We start from the raw sequence: 16,636 nt of genomic DNA, 5'->3' as shown, positions 1-16,636 counted from the left end.
CTTTTGTGGTGGCAGAAGTGGTCGGATCGGGTGCCCGCATGTCCTGATCTGTAAGGGATGTCATTCGATGAGACGTGCCGCACCTCGAATTCGGGGTTCCGTGCTGGCCTTCCACCGCCGCAGACGTGCCTTGCCCCGTATTGCGGCAGTTGCCGCGATGCTACTCGCCGCCGAGTCGGTCCTCGTGGTCGCCAATACAGGCGACGTCGTCGCCCTCAGCCTTCCTGGCCAGCGCCCTGAGGTGAAGGCCGCCAAACCGAAGAAGCCCATCGTCAAGCAGGCCGACGACATACCCTCGGCCCGCATTGCCGCCCGGCTCTCCGGGCACCGTGTGGAGGCGCTGAGCGAGCGCACCGAGACGTCGACGACCTGGGCCAACAAGGACGGCAGTCTGACCACAGAGCTGGCGGCAGGGCCGATCCGGTTCCAGCGGGACGGCCAATGGACCGACGTCGATGTCGAGTTGCAGGAGGTCGCCGGCGGCGTAGAGCCGAAAGCACACCCGGACGGGCTGCGCCTGGCCGGCAAGACCGGAACCCCCGCCACGTCCCTGAAAGCCGCACGCGAGGCCAAGGCGACCGACCTGGTGACGCTCGGCGAAGGGGAACAGCAGATCACCCTCCAGTGGAAGGGTGGCCTGCCGAAGCCCTCACTCGACGGGACGCGTGCTGAGTACGCCAACGCCGTTCCGGGCGCGGACGTGGTCGTCGAAGCAACGCGCACTGGCTTCGAGCAGTTCGTGGAGATCAAACAGCGGCCCACCGCAGGTGGTTACACGTATACGTTGCCGCTGAAGGCCAAGGGCTTGAAAGTAAAGCAACTCGCCGACGGCAGTGTGCAGTTCACCGACAAGAAGAACAAGAAGCGGGCCGTTATGCCCGCGCCGGTGATGTGGGACTCCACCGTCGACGAGCGGTCAGGCGAGCACACCCACAAGGCGAAGGTCGGCCTGAAGGTTGTGAAGCAGGGCTCGTCGGTCGACCTGGTGGTCACCCCGGACGCCGGCTTCCTCGCCGATCCGGTGACCAGGTACCCGGTCACCGTCGACCCGTCCACGTCCTCGCTGTCGAACGTTTTCGACACTTACGTCCAGCAGGGCGAGACCGTCGACTGGTCCGCCGACACCGAGTTGGACCTCGGCAACCCGGGCACCACCAACGCCGATGGCACGCCGCGCACGGCGCAGTCCTTTGTCTCCTGGAACACCTCGCCCATCCAGGACGCGCTGGTCCTGGATGCGAAGCTGTCCCTGTGGAACTTCCACTCGGGCAACACCGACTGCAAGCTCTACCCGTGGGAGGTCTGGTCGTCCCCGGCGGCGTCCACCTCAAGCCGGTGGACCAACCGTCCGACGATGACGGCGAAGAAGGCCACCTCCACCGAGACCCGCGGCAACGCCGACTGCACTGCGCAGCCCGACGGGTGGATCAACGCCGATGTGACAGCCTTGGTCCAGGAGTGGGCCTCGGCCAAGGCCACCCGTGGCCATATGGGCATCCGGGCCACCAGCGAGTCGGTCGTCGCGCAGTGGAAGCGGGTCAACTCCGCCAACGCGGCCTCCAACCCGCCGAAGCTCGTGGTGAACTACAACTATCGACCGCGCACGGGCACAAAGCAGGAGGCGGGACCGCCGTACTTCTCCTACGGCGGCACTTACGTCGTCGACACCACGACCCCCACACTGCGTGACACCTTCGTGGACGCCAACGGCGACAAGGTCAACGGCACGTTCGAGGTGCGCGACGCGGCGACCGACACCAAGGTCGGCGAGTACCTCGTCTCCCCGTGGGTGCCCTCCGGCCAGGTTGCCGAGGTCACGGTCGCGTCCGGCGTGCTGAGTGACGGCAAGACGTACAAGTTCCGTACGTCGCCGTACGACGGGACGCACTTCAATGTCGGCTGGTCGGCATGGAAGACGTTCACCGTCGACACCAAGGCTCCCTCCGCCCCCACGAACATCACCTCGACCGACTACCCGTCGAGCCAGTGGGTCAAGGGCACAGGACAGGCCGGCACCTTCACCGTCACGCCTCCCGCAGCCGACCACAACTGGTTGGAGTGGTCGCTGGACGGGGTGACCTGGACCAAAGTTGCCACCGGCGGGTCCACCGCGAACAAGTCACTTTCCATCACTCCGCCCAAGGACGGCACCCAGACCCTGCAGGTACGGTCCGTCGACAAGGCGGACAACAAGTCCGAACCCACCGAGTACATCTTCCACGCAGGCCCCGGGGGCTTCATCCAGCCGTCCGACGGTGAGCGCACGGCGCGCCGACTTCCGCTGGTCGCCGAGGCAGAGACGGGCAAGTACGACGCCGTGTCCTTCTCCTGGCGCCGGTCCGAGGCCGACGACTGGGTGAAGATCCCCGTCGGTAACGTCACCTCCGGCGGGACGGCGCTCACGGCTTGGCCGGTGCCTCTGGCGGGCGGCAAGAACGCAGCGCTCGTGTGGAACACCACAGACACCGTCGACCCGGACGGATCGATCCAGATCAAGGCCGACTTCACCGGCCCCAACGGGGCCCTCGGCGCGACGCAGCCGCTGTCCGTCGTAGTGGACCGAAATGCCGACGGTTCCGCCGCCAGTGAGGTCGGGCCCGGCTCGCTGAACCTCCTCACCGGCGACTACACCCTGTCCGGCACCGATGTCTCCGTGCTCGACATGACAGTGACCCGCAGCGCGTCCTCCCGCATCCCACAGGCCGGGGCGGCACAGGACGGGCAGGCGGCCATTTTCGGCAAGGAGTGGGTGGCCGGCACTACGGCGCAGGCCGTGAAGTCCGACTATTCCGAGCTACGGAAGACCTCGGCGACTTCGCTCGACATCGTTACGGCCGGCGGAGAGACGTTCGCTTTCTCCGCCAACTCGGCCAAAACCGGCTGGATCCCCGAGCCGGGCTCTGAAGACCTCACCCTGAAAGGCACCTTCACCAGCGGCGACTTCACGCTTTCGGACACCGAGGGTAACGTCACCACCTTCAGCCGGGTCACCTCCTCCGCCGTCGCCTGGACAGTCTCCCGGTCCCTGGTGGACGGCCAGGCCCACTCGACGACCGAGGTGATCCCCGAGGCAGTCACCGTCGACGGAAAGGTCCTCGCCCGTCCCAAGCGCGTGATCGCCGCCACCAGCGCGGTGACTCTCGGAACCTGCGAGGCCGATCCGGCCACCAGAGGATGCCGCGTCCTGGAGTTCGTCTACGCCTCGTCGACCACCGCCACCGCCACAACCTTCGGGAACGTCAAGGACCAGGTGTCCGAGATCCGGGTGTGGGCAACCACCCCCGGCACTACCGCCTCCACCGCGACGAGCGTGGCGAAGTACACCTACGACGACGCCGGCCGCCTGCGTGAGACCTGGGACCCCAGGGTCACCCCGGCGCTGAAGACGACGTATGTATACGACTCCGCCGGCCGCGTCATCCAGTTCACGCCGCCGGGCCAGCTGGCCTGGACGTTCGGTTACGGCAAGGTCGGCACCGATCCCGTGTCCGGCGACGGCATGCTGCTCAAGGCATCCCGCCCGACATTGAAAGCCGGCTCCGCCGATGAACTGGACGGCGGCACGGCTCAAACGTCCGTCGTGTACGGCGTACCGCTCACCGGCACCAAGGCCCCCCAAGCCATGGGCACCGGCGACGTGGCGCCCTGGGGACAGCTCGACGCGCCCACGGACGCCACCGCGGTGTTCCCCACGGGCTCGGTCCCTGCCTCACACAGCGGCGCCTCCCTTGCTGCGAGCGACTACGGGCGGGCGTTGGTGCACTACCTCAACGCCTCCGGCCGTGAAGCCAACACCCTGGATGCCGCCAAGAACATCACCACCACGGAGTACGACCAGTTCGGCAACGCGGTCCGCGAGCTGTCCGCAGCCAACCGCAATTTGGCGATGGGCACCACGGACGCCGACAAGGCCCAGCTGGCCGACCTCGGGATTGTCGGCCTGCCGACAGCGGAGCGTGCCGAACTGCTGTCCAACCGGGGCATCTACAACGCTGACGGCTCCCGCGAGGTGGAAACGCTCGGTCCGTTGCACCGGGTTGTTCTGGACGCCGAGTTGAAGGACGGCACCACCACGGTGCTGGCCGCAGGTGACCAGGCGATCGTGCGCCACCGTACCGTGAGCGAGTACGACGACGGCCGACCCACCGACGGCACGGCCACCATCTCGGACAAGGTCACCAAGCGCACCGAAGGTGGCCAGCCGCGCAACTGGCCGACGCTCACGGCCGATGCCCGCATAACCCAGACCGTCTACGACTGGGTGGTAGGTGAGCCCACCAGCACCATCCAGGACCCGGGCGGCCTGGCCATCACCGAGAAGGCCACCTACGACACCGCAGGGAGACAGATCACCCGCAGCATGCCCGTCTCCACCGGATCCGACGCCGGCACGCTGATCACGGACTACTACACCGGCGACGGCACCGGTGTCTGCGGTGGTCGGGCCGAATGGGCCGACGAGGTATGCCGCACCCGGCCCGCCGCGGCGATCACCGGCGGGGGTTCCAACCCGACCCAACTGGTGACCACGACCGCCGAGTACGACCGGTGGGGCGAAACCTCCAAGCTGTCGGAGAGCGCCAACAGCACCACGCGGGTCAAGACCACCGAATACGACGACGCAGGCCGCGCGAAGACCGTGGCCATCACCGGGGGCACCGGAACCGCCGTCCCAGCAGTCACCACAACGTACGACGCGGTCAGCGGCAAGGTGGCCGAGATCACCTCCACCGGCGGCGGAACCGTCAAAAAGGGGTACGACAAGCTCGGCCGCCTCATTTCCTACACCGATGCGGACGGAGGGGTGACCACCAGCCAGTACGACGCCGAGGGTCACGCCGTCCTCGTCAGCGACAACGTGCCCTCCAGTACGAGCTACGCGTACGACACGAGCGTTGACCCTCGCGGCCTGCCCACGACGATCACGGACTCCGTGGCCGGCGCGTTCAGCGTCCGCTACGACGCCGACGGACAGGTGCGCTCCCAGAAGCTGCCGGGCGGCTACACCATGAGCCAGAGCACCAACCCGGCTGGCATGGCGATGCAGCGGACGTACACCCGCGACAGCGACGGCGAGGTGCTCTTCTCCGAAACCCTTATCCCCACCGTCCACGGCCAGCGCTCCTCCTACACCGGCTCGCTGGGCCAAACCTCCAGCCAGACCTACCGGTACGACAAGGCCGGCCGGCTCGTCCGGGCGGAGGACGACACCGTCGACGGTGTCTGCATCACCCGCAGCTACACCCTCGACAAGAACGCCAACCGCAAGACCCTGGCCACGGCGGCAGCCGAGCCTGGCCTGGCCTGTACCACCACCGGCGCCGCGATCACCACTCACACCTACGACAGCGCCGACCGCCTGGTCGACTCCGGATACACCTACGACGCCTTCGGCCGCACCACAGCAGCCCCCGGCACCACGCTGGCCTACTACACCAACGACCTGGTGCGCCAGCAGACCGCAGGCAACCAGCGGCAGACCTGGACCCTCGACTCCCAGCTGCGCTTCCGCGGCTGGACCGTGGAATCCAATGCCTCCGGCACCTGGACACAGACCCAGTCCAAGGTCAATCACTACAGCTCCGACGCGGACACCCCGCGCTGGACCGTGGAGGACGCCGCCGGCGCGGTCACCCGCAATGTCAACGGATTCGACGGGCAACTGGTGGCCACCACCGCCAAGACCGGCTCGCCCGTGCTGCAACTGGTCAACCTGCACGGCGACGTGGTGATGCAATTGCCCACCATCGCTGGCCAGGCACCCACCGTGCTCACCACCGACGAGTACGGCAACCGCACCAACACCTCCAGCACGATCCGCTACGGGTGGCACGGCGGCATGCACCGGTCCACGGAAACCCTCACGGGCCTTACTCTGATGGGTGTCCGCCTGTACAACCCGTCGACCGGCCGTTTCCTGTCGGCCGACCCGGTACCGGGTGGTAGCTGCAACGCCTACGACTACGCGTGCGCCGACCCTGTCAACAACGAGGACGTCACCGGCTGCGCGACCTGCCGCGTGCCCAAGCACGCCTGGACCGGACGCAGCTTCACAACAGTTCTGCGTACCACCCGGTGGAGCTACAGCGGTTGGCAGAACGTCAACTGGCACTGGTACATGGACATTCTGAGCGGTGACTACGGGCCGATTCCCATCAGCGCGTGGAAGCGGCAGTACCGCTACCGCAAGCAGTACATCTTCAAATGCAAGGTCGCGGCCTGGTACGGCTGGGGCAGGCAGAAGATCCTTGCGACCTTCGAAACGCACTACCAGTACTCCTACCGCGACCGCACGACCTACCGCATCAAGTGGACCGGGATCAAGTGGACTCGGACCGGAGGCTGGAGCTGGACAAGAACATCCATGCGATATGTGTCCAGCTACCGCATCGTCTATACCAAGGGCTGAACCTGCCCTGACTGATAGCCCTTGGGGCGGGCGCTCCGCGGCGATTGTCGCGGAGCGCCCGCCCTGTCCCAACCGCAAAGCCGCAGGCTGCGTCGTCCACCGCGTTTGCCTCGGATTCCCTCGTGGAGATGCCCCGCATGGTTCCCGCCGTCGCTGCTTTCGGGATCGCCTTCTTCTGCCTCGCCCTGTGGTGCTCTGTCACGGTCGCCCGGACACGGGACCTTCCGACATGGCGCAGGTTCTTGCCGCTCGCACTCTTTTTGATCGCTGCTGGAGCAAGCGCGCTGCGCGCCTTCGACATCCCGCAAGTGGCCAACGCCGTCGCCTTCCCCTTGAACCTCGCGGTCGTTGTTCTGTCTCTCAGGGAAATCCGCAAACGCCGCCAGTACAGGCATGAGGCAGATCGCCATGCCTCATCGGGAACAATGGTTTGAGCGTGTGAGTTGCCATCGACGCATACGGACCCGCTCCCTGAAGTCTTGACACAGAGCGGCCCAAGGAAGGTCGTCGACCTTCCCGGAAACCGACAGTGCGGACCCCAGCCTCAATGGAGAACCGCAGGAATGATGGCGCCGGAAGCTCAAGGGCGGCGTGGGCTACCGGGACTCAGCCGGCGTGGCGGCGCGCATTCCACCGCCGTCGCACCCAGTCGCCCGTTTCCCCGATCGCCACCAGCAACCCCGCGGACGCAGCGCAGGGGAAGATCCCTGCAGGCTGTCCGAGAGCCATGCCCAACAGCCACAGAACGAGCGTGACACACACCCACCATGCGAGAACCGATCGTGTCGTGGGCCACCAGCGCGCCACCCTCTGCTTCATCGTCCCGTTCCTCCCGTGCGGCACGCCGCAGCGGATGCCGACGCGCATCGTGTTGTTCCCACGCCAGCGGGGGCTTCGGTCCCCGCCACGAGCACTCAGTGGCGCATCTGTATCGGCAAGCGCCGGTCACGCCGGCGGGTGTAGAGCCCAACCCGGCCATGGTTCCCCCGCCGGACAGTAGGGTAGAGGACAAGATCGCCAGGGCGATACAGCGCCAGCTCATCGTAGGCTGGCCGAACTTGGCCGCGCGAGTGGTGGCCGTCACCGGGGCACAGTTGGCTGTTCTTCGCCTCCTCCAACAACCTCGTCGGCCAGTTCGACTACGCGGGAGCCCCCGACAATGTGGTCGTCGACCTGACCGCCGCTCGCATCTGGGACGCCTCCTCCGTCGCCGCCCTCGACGCCATCGAGACCAAGTACTCCCAGCGCGGCAAGACCGTCGAGATCATCGGCCTGCACGAACCCAGCGCCCGCATCCCCAAGACCCTCAGCGGCGAACTCACCGGGGCCGGCCACTGACCGCAGTACGCACAACAGGTGGTGGCGCAGCACCTCGCCTTCGGATGAGACAGCCCCATCCGTTTCTGCGTGTACGCCCGAGACGCAGGTCAGAAGTGGCGCGGCCGGTCGCCCGGCTCTGTCGCCACGACTCCCTCGGCGATACGGCGGTAGGCGGCGCGGGCATGGAGCAGGCGGGCCAGCGCCGTGCCCACGAGAGTTGCGGCGAGCAGGCAGGCGAGCCAGAACGTGTCGCGGTGTCCGGCCCAGGTGAGGGTGCCCGCGGGCGGGATGCCGAAGCCGTTGAGGAAAAACCAGCACAGCACGGCCGTACCGGGGGCCGCGGTGAAGCGGGCGCACAGACCCAGCAGGGCTGCCAGCAGGGACAGCGCCAGCAGGGCGAGTTCAGGCTGGTCAGTGCCTATGAGGGTGTTGAGTAGCGCCCCGAGCGCCAGGGCACCGCCGAAGGCCGCAGCCCACACCAGCGGCGTGGCGACCGGCCGGGGAACGGGCCGTGCCCCGGTACTGAGAGACACCCACTCGATCATGCTGACGTCTCCTTCCAGACCTTCCGGGTGCCGGCGGAGAGAGAGGCATCGGCCGCCCCCGGCGACCGTTACCCTCGGCCCCCTGGACGCGGATTCTCCCACTTGGCCCTCGGCCGCACTTCCGTGGCCGAATGCAGACGCTCGCTAGGGTGGCACCAACAGCTGTCCGAGGTAACACCCAAACCAGACAGGGGGCAGTCGTAGGTGCTCCACGCCTGAGCAGTACGCCGTTGCCGGGGATCGGCGTGCGCCATGACCCGACGACACGGGAACAGCGCCGTCTGTCGGTCGTCGCCCACCACGACGGCTCACGGACCCTGAGCGCGCACTGTGCCTAAAGCTCCGGCGCTCGCCAGGGCTCCGTGTGGGCGCACTGACGATCCCGACGCCTGCGATCTGTCGGTGCGGCTGGCCTCCGGAGAGACGGCGACCCTGATAGACCAGGTTCGAAAGGTGTCCCGCAGGCCATCCAGACACCCGTCAGCAGCCGCGGCCTGCGGAGCCTTCCCGAAAATGCCGGAAGGTTCACTGACGGCCCATAAGGGCGCTACGTAAGGGCAGGTCAAAGCCACAGCAGCCATGTCCTCGCCAAGCGCCTTCTAAGCGCTTGGCCGCAGGTTCGAGTCCTGCCGGGGGCGCTCTGCACGCACGTCGCTTGCATCCTCCCTCCGGGGAACGTTTTTGCTGGTCAGGGCTATGCCCGTAGGCACGATAGCGCGGCGGCGCGAGGCCGGACCGACTTCCTGGTGGAGAGCGCGGCAGTCCGGTTGAGAGCGGTTCTGCACGGCTTTTGGCGGGTGCGCGTTCTGCGGCTACGGCGGCACAGGATCGGCACGGTTCCGGTTGGGTCCTCCGAAGCGGCACCCATACGTTGGGGGGCCTTCGGAGGACCCGACGACATCGACAACGGGCTGTGCCTCTGCTCGCTGCACCACAGACTCTTCGACGACGGCCACCGCATCCTCGTCTCCCGGCACTTCGTCGGGCACAGCCTCCCCGCCCGCGAGCATGTCGTCGCCCTCGCGGGGCGTCGGCTCATAGGCCCGTAGCCAAGCGTTCCCCTGCCCCGGCCGACCACCGCGTCTGGCACACCAGCCAGGTCTTCCACGGCACTCCACTCCCCGTCCACGCCTTGGCACCCGTTGGAGCCTCGCCTCGCCCTGTGGCGGTTTCGGCAGGGCGTCAGCGGCGTACCGTCGTCGGGTCCTCCACCACCGGAGCCGTCACGCTGCCGAGAAGCCGCAGCGCCGCCTCCGACGGTGAGCCGGGCTCGGCCGTGTAAGCGATGAGTCGCTGGCCAGAAGCGCCGGGGATGACGAGGTTCTCGAAGCTGAGGTCCATCGCGCCGACCATCGGATGGCGCAGGTGCTTCACCACGGACGTACAGGTTCGTACCGGGTGCCGGGCCCAGCGGGATGCGAACTCGTCGCAGTTCATGGTGAGTTGGCCGATGAGTTCCGCGAGGGCACGGTTGTGGGGATGCTGGCCCGCGACCAGGCGCAGGGAGGCCACGCCGAGTTGAGCCTCCTCGTTCCAGTTCGTGAACAACTCCTGGTACTGCTCGTCCAGAAAGAGCATCCGGGTCAGGTTGGGGCGGGTCGCCGGGGTGTCCGGGCTCTCGGGCGCCAGGTGTCCGGCGAGCAGGGCGTGCCCCATCCGGTTCCAGGCGAGGACGTCGTTGTGCCGGTCCAGGACGAGGGCCGGTATGTCGGTCATGGCCGCCAGCAGTTGCCGGACCGAGGCGTCGGCGTGTGCCACCCGGGGCGGAGCCGGCCTGGACGACGCGACGGCGGGGCGGGCGAGGTTCTTCAGATGGGCCGTCTCGTCGTCGGACAGGCGCAGGATGCGCGCGATCGACTCCAGCACGCCGTCGGAGGCACTGAGGGCACGCCCCTGTTCGAGCCGGGTGTAGTGGGTGATGCTGACACCGGCGAGCATCGACAGCTCCTCGCGGCGCAGGCCGGTGACCCGGCGGCGGTTCGGGTACGGAGTGATGCCGACGTCCTCGGGACGCAGCGCGGCACGGCGGGACTTGAGGAAGTCTCCCAGCTCGGAAGGGGCGTCCATCCATGCCTCCAGGTGGGCGGAGTGCGGCAGGCCGTGGCCACTGACTTCCCATCATGCCCACCTGTGCCGCGGGACGGGGGCCGTGAGGGTGGTCCTGCGATGACTACCCTCCCGCCGGCTGCGCGAGACAGGGTTCTGGCTGGCGGTCCCGGCATCGACGAGCCTCCTCTCCGTAACCGCGCGTGATGCGACCCAGTGCGCGCGGGTGTCAGGAACCATCAGGAACCTTGAGGAAAAGGACCCGACGTCATGTCTGTCACTGATTCGGAGGCTGCCGGTACCGCGTCCGGCACCGCCGCCGACACCGCGCCAACCGTGCTCACACCCGGACTCCGGCTGGTGCTGGTGCTGCTGCTCGCCTCCCAGTTCATGCTGGCCGTGGACTTCTCCATCCTGAACGTGGCACTGCCTGTGATCGGTGAGGGCCTGGGCTTCTCGCTCGGGCACCTGCAGTGGATCGCCACCTCGTTCGCTCTGTGCGCTGCCGGCTTCACGCTGCTCTTCGGCCGGGTCGCGGACCTGTTCGGCCGTCGCCGGCTGTTTCTCGGCGGCCTCGTCCTCCTTGGCGCGGCCTCGCTTGCGGGCGGCCTGGCGCAGAGCCCGGAGGTACTGATCGCGGCCCGCGTCTGCCAGGGTCTGGCCACCGCCGCCGTCACCCCGGCCGGGCTGTCGCTCCTGACGACCTCGTTTCCGGAGGGTCCGCTGCGCGAGAAGGCGCTCGGGCTCAACGGGGCGTTGATGTCCGCCGGGTTCACCACCGGAGCCGTCCTCGGCGGCCTGCTGACCGACCTGCTGTCGTGGCGCTGGGCGTTCTTCATCAACGTGCCCGTCGCCCTCGCCGTGCTGGTCATCGCCCCGACGGTCATCAAGGAATCCCGTCCCGACAAGCGTCCGGAGCTGGACCTGCCCGGCGCCATCAGCGTCACGCTCGGCCTGCTGGCCATCGTCCTCGGCCTCACCCAGGCCGGCGAGAAGGGCTGGGGCTCGGCCGACGCGCTGCTGCCGCTGGCGGCGGGCGTGGCACTGCTGCTCGTGTTCTACGCCGTCGAGCGCAAGGTGTCCGCGCCACTGGTCCCGCTCGGCGTGCTCGGCAAACGCTCCGTGGCCTGGGGCAACGTCGCCGGTCTGATCGCGTTCCTCACCGAGACCTCGCTGGTCTTCCTGCTGACCCTCTACCTCCAGGAGGTGCTCGGCTTCTCCCCGCTCGCCGCCGGCCTGTCCTTCGGCGTCCTGGGCATCGGAACGATCGTGGGCGGTTCCATGGCCCCGCGGGTCATCGGGAAGACCGGCACCAGGCGGACGCTGATCGTGGGCGGCATCCTGCAGACCGTGTTCACCGTCGCCCTGCTCGGTCTCGGTGACGACCGCTCGTGGATGTGGCTGCTGCTGGTCGCCACCTTCGCCGGTGGCATCGGCAACATGCTCGTCATCGTGGGCTTCATGGTCACCGCCACGTCGGGGCTCGCGGATCACGAACAGGGCCTGGCAACCGGCCTCGCCACCATGACCCAGCAGGTCGGCATCACCATGGGTACGCCCATCATGAGCGCCATCACCAGCGCTGCCATGACAGGCAGCGGGGCCGCGGCCATCCTCGGCGGTCTGAAGGTCGCGATCGCTGTGAACGCCGCCATCGTGCTCCTCGGCACCCTCACCAGCGCCCTGTTCCTGCGCGGCGCCCGGTCGAGTGCGCACTGACGACGGGCGGTACGAGCCGCCGGACGCCTGCCCACGGCCCTCCACCTCCGGACGCCTCGACGACCCTCGGCGCGAGGCAGCCGAGTGGGATGACCGGTCGGCAATGGCCCGGCACTTCGCCGACCTGCATGACGGCAGCCACGGCAAGGGCGGCGACACAGTGTCCCGCCCCGGTAAGGAACGGCACTTCCGGCGGCCCGTCGAACTGCTCCCCCTACGCCGTGCAGGTCTTGGACACGAGCTCGACGTCGCTCTGTTCCTCGTCGCTCTGTTCTCCGGCGAGGGCGAGGCCGGTGCGACCGGGGTCCGGCGCATCCGGGACGGCGGCCTCGGAGCGTCCTGGACGTTGTCGTGGCCGGAGCAGCGCGAGACCGAGATCGCTACGGTCACGTCGCCGACGTACTACGGGGGCGGGTTTCACCACCCTGTCTGCGGGGCGCGACCGCCCACGACTGGCCCTTGAACGGGTTCACGCCCGAGCAGGCGGAGGCAGAGTTACCCGCGCGAGGTACCCGCGCTGCGGGCCATCGCCGCCGGCGGCCTGCACAACCTGGTCTCCAGCGTGACTACCGGATCGTGCCCGCCATCGCCCGGGCGGGGAAATGAGAGGGGTTCCCCATGGCGCCGTCCACGGCGCTGCGTCTGTCGGTGCTGGACCAGGCGCCCATCGGCGGGGGCTTCTCGTCCGCGGACGCCCTGCACGCGTCTGTCGAACCGGCCCAGGCCGCCGAAGAGTCGGGATACGTCCGCAGTGGGATACGTCCGCTGCTGGACGGCGGGGCGGAGCCGCTGATCCCACCCGCGCGGCATGGCTTCGCAAGCGGAGAGTGCGCGTCCGACAGCGTCAAACCGCCAGCCCGGCGAACTCAGCAGGTCGGCCGCACGCAGGACAGCGCCTTCAGGCCCCCTGCTCGACGGAAAGCTTCACTGCACTGCCGCTTCGGGTTCGGGTTCGTCCGACGCGGACGGATGGACGCAACTGCCCTCGTCGAACGGGGTGAACCACGAATCGAGTGCCATCGGCGCGACTCCGAACGCGGCGCTCCCGGAGGCTTCGCCGATCCCGTCCATCGAGGCGTCGTAGAGCCACTCGTGGTCCATGTCTTCGTAGACATTGCCGGCGAGCGCGTCGAGGGCGGAGGACACGTCGTCGTCGAGCAGCTCGTACAGCTCCAGGGTCATGGTCGCCTGGCTCAGGAGGAATCTCAGGGCGAGTTCCTCGGCGACGCAGCTGAGTCGTTCGAAGCTCCCATCGGTGAAGCGGGTGGTCATGGCGATCACCGTCACCAGGAAGCGACGGGCGAAGCGGGCGTCGTACTGGAGGGCGTACCGGTCCGGAAGGCGCTCCAGGTGCCACAGGGGACCCTCGCATTCCGCGACGCTTGCCTCCTCCTGTGTCAGGATCTGCACGTCCTCGAACAGCTCGTCCACCAGGATGTCGGTCGCGTAGACCAAGGCACCGGCGGCAAGTCTGGCGCTTTCCGGCGGGACAGCGAACCTGTCATTGCTGTTTTCCCTCTCGTCGTTCTCGTCGTTCTCGCCGTCCTCGTCGTCCTCGTCGTCCTCGTTGTCGATCACGCCGAACATGACCGGAGGGAAGGAGCGCAGTTCGTCCGCCAGCCCCAGCATCCGGCTTCGCACCGCCGCGGCTTTCGCCTCGGCGTCGTAGCCCCCTTCGGTGCCTTCGGCTGCTGGGCCGTCGGTGTGCCGGGCCTTCCGGGCAGCGGGATCATCGGGCGGGACATCCGGACCCTCGGCTGCCTCAAGGCTCTCCCTGGCCAGATCCTGGTGCAGTTCGACCTCGCAGCGCTCGATCGTCCAGTCGGCCAACAGCTCCGAGCGCTCCAGCAGTTCGTCCACGAGTGCCTGCACCGATTCCTCGGCGGCCTCCAGTGCGGGAGCGTCCACGACGACCTTCAGAAGGGCACCACCGGGATGGACGGCCACCATGGTGTCCAGAAGATCGACTTTCACACCGTCGGGCCCTTCGACGGCCCGGACAGAGCCGAATCCGTCCTCGATGAGCGCCACGGCACCGGCGCGCTGAAGCGGGTCCATCTCCCGAGTTCCCTCCGGGATGCAGGTGTCCACAGTCACTACGTACGTCACGTGTCCGAGCCTGCCAGCAAGGAACCGTCCGCGCGAGGGAATGGGGCCGTCTGCAAAAAGGATTTGGCCCGTGCGACCTGCGCTGTCGGCGGCATGGGGCTGCGGTCGGCGTGGGACGACCACGTCGTCACGACTGTCCCGGTGAGGGCAGGTGAGGGCAGGTGAGGGCAGACGAGGGCAGACGAGGATCTTCTTCGGCGTCGTAGGCGACAGGCCGCTGGACGCTTCAGGGTCGCGCCAAACTGTTGTCGGGGGTCAGGCCGCTGAGCTTTTCGGGGTTGACCTGGAAGCGCAGGTTCTGGATGCGGCCGTCGGCGAGGTCGAACGAGAGGGCGCCGACCGTGTGTCCGGCGAGGGTGGCCAGGACGCCGAGTTCGCCGTTGATGACAGCCGGCTCCATGGTGAGGGCGGCCAGTTCGGGCTTGGCCAGGAACCCCACGATCCAGCGCGCGACGCGGTCGGTGCCGTGGAGGGGGCGGCGGGCGGCGGTCACCTTGCCGCCGCCGTCGGACCAGGCGGTGACCTCGGGGGCGAGCAGTTCCATGACGGCGTTCAGGTCGCCGCCCGCGCAGGCCTCCATGAACCGGGTGGTGACCTGTCGGCGCCGGGCCTGGTCGGCGTCGAAGCGGGGGCGGCGGGCCTGGACGTGCGCGCGTGCGCGGTGGGCGATCTGGCGGACCGTCGGCTCGGGACGTTCGAGGGTCTCGGCGATCTCGGCGTGCGAGTAGCCGAAGACCTCGCGGAGCAGGAAGACGGCGCGTTCGACGGGGCTGAGGGTTTCCAGGACGACGAGCATCGCGGTGGAGACGCTGTCGGCCAGTTCGGTCTCCGCGGCGATGTCGGGTGAGGTCAGCAGGGGCTCGGGGAGCCACGGTCCGACGTAGGTCTCGCGGGTCGCCCGTGCGGAGGTGAGGCGGTTCAGCGAGAGGTTGGTGACCGTGCGCACCAGGTAGGCCTTGGGGTGGCGGACCGTGTCGCGGTCCGCGGTGCGCCAGCTCAGCCAGGTGTCCTGGAGGACGTCCTCGGCGTCGGTGACGCTGCCCAGCATGCGGTAGGCGGTGGCGAACAGCAGCCTGCGGTGTTCGAGGTACGGGTCCTGCTCGTCCTTGGCGTCGGCCATCGGCTCATGCTGCCAGCACCGAAACCAGGGCGGCAAGGTCCGGGATCATGGCGCCGACTGCCGACGCGCCCGTCATGCCGCGGGCTTGCGGGTGGCCCGGCCGCCCTTGGAGACGATGGTGGTGACGTTCATGCGCTTGCTGAACCGGTAGGTCGTGAGCGGGCTGCCGCTGACCATCTCCTTGTACGCGGCGGCGCTCCGGCCGGTGAGGTGCGTGCGGCGGGGGGTTTCGTCGGCCTTGGTGAACTGGATGACGGCGTCACGGCGGCCGAGGCTGACCGGCTGGTGGAAGTAGCCGAAGCGGAACGGCTTGACGGCCTTGCCGCGTACGAGCCGCGCGATGGTGTCGGCGGTGTACTGGGCGGTGGGCAGGCCGCTCTGGCAGGTGCCGTGGATCTGTCCCCAGGCCAGCCGGACGGCGGCGGCGTCGCCGATGGCGTGGATCTCCGGGTGGGAAACCGAACGCAGGGTGGCGTCGACCAGGATGAGGCCACGGTCGTCGGTGGCGATCCCGGCGTCGGCGGCGAGCGGCGACACCTTGACGCCGGTGGTCCACAGGCACGCGTCGGAGCGGACGAGCCTGCCGTCGGCCAGTTCGACGGCGTCGGGCAGCACCTTGGTGACACGGGCGCCGGTCTCAAGGGTGACGCCGAGGCGGTCCAGCGCGCCGTGGAGATAGGCGCGGGCCTTGGCGCCCATCATGCCGCCGGGCTCGTCCAGGCTGATCAGCGTGACGCCCAGCCCGGGGTGGCTCTCGGCGATCTCGGTGGCCGCCTCGATGCCGGTCAGGCCACCGCCGCAGACGGTGACCGTGCCGCCGGACGCGGCGACCTCGGTGAGTCGCGTGGCCAACCGACCGGCGGTCTCCGGGTTGTTGAGGGTGAACGCCTGGGTGTCGGCGCCGGGGACCCTACCGGTGTCGGTCGAGCTGCCCAGTGCGTAGACGAGCGTGTCGTAGCCGAGGGTCTCGGCGCCGTCGACGGTGATCTGCCGGGCCTCGGGGTCGATGGCGGTGGCGGCGCCCTGGACGAACGTGACGCCGGTCCCGGCGAGCAGGTCGGGGATCCGGTGGTCGGCCAGTTCCTGCCCCGCGGCGATCTGATGCATCCGCAGTCGCTCGACGAACCTGTCCGAGGGGTTGACCAGGGTGATCATCACGCCGGTCCGGCGGGTGCGGTGGGCCAGCCGGATGGCACTGAACAGGCCCGTGTAGCCGGCGCCGAGAACGACGATGCGGTGGCCTTTGTTCATCGGGTCTCCCAAGGTCGGGCACCGGCTTCGGTACCGGTGACGCCCATGGGACAAGCAACCCGCACCGCACGTGACAGGTCACCGATGTGAAGCAGGTCACACCCCGCTCCGATGACC

General features: G+C 68.5%; 9 protein-coding genes and 3 pseudogenes. 7 read left to right on the top strand and 5 right to left on the bottom strand.

The window, feature by feature from the left end:
* Positions 1 to 157: 157 nt before the first annotated feature.
* The 3 genes and pseudogenes from OG595_RS28110 to OG595_RS28100 all read left to right on the top strand — a co-directional run.
* Positions 158 to 6,409: a DNRLRE domain-containing protein gene (locus OG595_RS28110; protein ID WP_329276746.1), complete on the top strand. Its 6,252-nt coding sequence runs from the start codon at positions 158 to 160 to the stop codon at positions 6,407 to 6,409.
* A gap of 137 nt (positions 6,410 to 6,546) precedes the next feature.
* Positions 6,547 to 6,843 carry a hypothetical protein gene (locus OG595_RS28105; protein ID WP_329276745.1) on the top strand — a complete coding sequence of 99 codons (297 nt, stop codon included), beginning with the start codon at positions 6,547 to 6,549 and terminating at the stop codon, positions 6,841 to 6,843.
* A gap of 664 nt (positions 6,844 to 7,507) precedes the next feature.
* A pseudogene (locus OG595_RS28100) lies at positions 7,508 to 7,747 on the top strand (SulP family inorganic anion transporter); the annotation flags it as partial.
* Positions 7,748 to 7,836: 89 nt separating this feature from the next.
* Here the strand turns inward: OG595_RS28100 and OG595_RS28095 are convergent.
* Positions 7,837 to 8,274, bottom strand: a complete 438-nt coding sequence (locus OG595_RS28095) for a hypothetical protein (protein WP_329276743.1) — start codon at positions 8,272 to 8,274, stop codon at positions 7,837 to 7,839.
* Between the two features lie 215 nt (positions 8,275 to 8,489).
* On the opposite strand from OG595_RS28095, the pseudogene OG595_RS28090 reads away from it, so the two are divergent.
* Positions 8,490 to 8,745, top strand: a pseudogene (locus OG595_RS28090) (hypothetical protein); the annotation flags it as partial.
* Between the two features lie 327 nt (positions 8,746 to 9,072).
* Positions 9,073 to 9,406 (top strand): annotated as a pseudogene (locus tag OG595_RS28085) (HNH endonuclease); the annotation flags it as partial.
* 50 nt (positions 9,407 to 9,456) lie between these two features.
* Here the strand turns inward: OG595_RS28085 and OG595_RS28080 are convergent.
* Entirely contained in the window at positions 9,457 to 10,341 is an 885-nt protein-coding gene (locus tag OG595_RS28080) for a helix-turn-helix transcriptional regulator (RefSeq protein ID WP_329276741.1), read from the bottom strand.
* Positions 10,342 to 10,590: 249 nt separating this feature from the next.
* On the opposite strand from OG595_RS28080, the gene OG595_RS28075 reads away from it, so the two are divergent.
* The gene (locus OG595_RS28075; RefSeq protein WP_329276740.1) at positions 10,591 to 12,039 is read left to right on the top strand and encodes an MFS transporter; all 1,449 of its coding nucleotides are present in this window, start codon (positions 10,591 to 10,593) and stop codon (positions 12,037 to 12,039) included.
* Entirely contained in the window at positions 12,029 to 12,502 is a 474-nt protein-coding gene (locus OG595_RS28070) for a hypothetical protein (protein ID WP_329276738.1), read from the top strand. Before OG595_RS28075 ends, OG595_RS28070 begins: the two co-directional genes overlap by 11 nt.
* Before the next feature lie 461 nt (positions 12,503 to 12,963).
* Here the strand turns inward: OG595_RS28070 and OG595_RS28065 are convergent, their stop codons facing one another.
* The 3 genes from OG595_RS28065 to OG595_RS28055 form a co-directional block, all read right to left on the bottom strand.
* Entirely contained in the window at positions 12,964 to 14,097 is a 1,134-nt protein-coding gene (locus OG595_RS28065) for a hypothetical protein (protein ID WP_329276737.1), read from the bottom strand.
* Between the two features lie 277 nt (positions 14,098 to 14,374).
* Complete coding sequence (locus OG595_RS28060) at positions 14,375 to 15,268, bottom strand: RNA polymerase sigma-70 factor (protein WP_329276735.1); 894 nt, start codon at positions 15,266 to 15,268, stop codon at positions 14,375 to 14,377.
* Between the two features lie 72 nt (positions 15,269 to 15,340).
* The gene (locus tag OG595_RS28055) at positions 15,341 to 16,519 is read right to left on the bottom strand and encodes an NAD(P)/FAD-dependent oxidoreductase (RefSeq protein WP_329276733.1); all 1,179 of its coding nucleotides are present in this window, start codon (positions 16,517 to 16,519) and stop codon (positions 15,341 to 15,343) included.
* Between the last annotated feature and the right edge of the window lie 117 nt (positions 16,520 to 16,636).

The sequence above is a fragment of the Streptomyces sp. NBC_01451 genome (genome assembly GCF_036227485.1).
Classification (GTDB): Bacteria; Actinomycetota; Actinomycetes; order Streptomycetales; family Streptomycetaceae; genus Streptomyces.
This window is presented reverse-complemented; position numbering and strand designations above follow the sequence as displayed.

Coding starts and splice junctions, on each gene's coding strand:
- OG595_RS28110 (WP_329276746.1), top strand. CDS start 158: ATGCTACTCGCCGCCGAGTCGGTCCTCGTGGTCGCCAATACAGGCGAC.
- OG595_RS28075 (WP_329276740.1), top strand. CDS start 10,591: ATGTCTGTCACTGATTCGGAGGCTGCCGGTACCGCGTCCGGCACCGCC.
- OG595_RS28105 (WP_329276745.1), top strand. CDS start 6,547: ATGGTTCCCGCCGTCGCTGCTTTCGGGATCGCCTTCTTCTGCCTCGCC.
- OG595_RS28060 (WP_329276735.1), bottom strand. CDS start 15,268: ATGGCCGACGCCAAGGACGAGCAGGACCCGTACCTCGAACACCGCAGG.
- OG595_RS28065 (WP_329276737.1), bottom strand. CDS start 14,097: ATGGACCCGCTTCAGCGCGCCGGTGCCGTGGCGCTCATCGAGGACGGA.
- OG595_RS28055 (WP_329276733.1), bottom strand. CDS start 16,519: ATGAACAAAGGCCACCGCATCGTCGTTCTCGGCGCCGGCTACACGGGC.
- OG595_RS28095 (WP_329276743.1), bottom strand. CDS start 8,274: ATGATCGAGTGGGTGTCTCTCAGTACCGGGGCACGGCCCGTTCCCCGG.
- OG595_RS28080 (WP_329276741.1), bottom strand. CDS start 10,341: ATGGACGCCCCTTCCGAGCTGGGAGACTTCCTCAAGTCCCGCCGTGCC.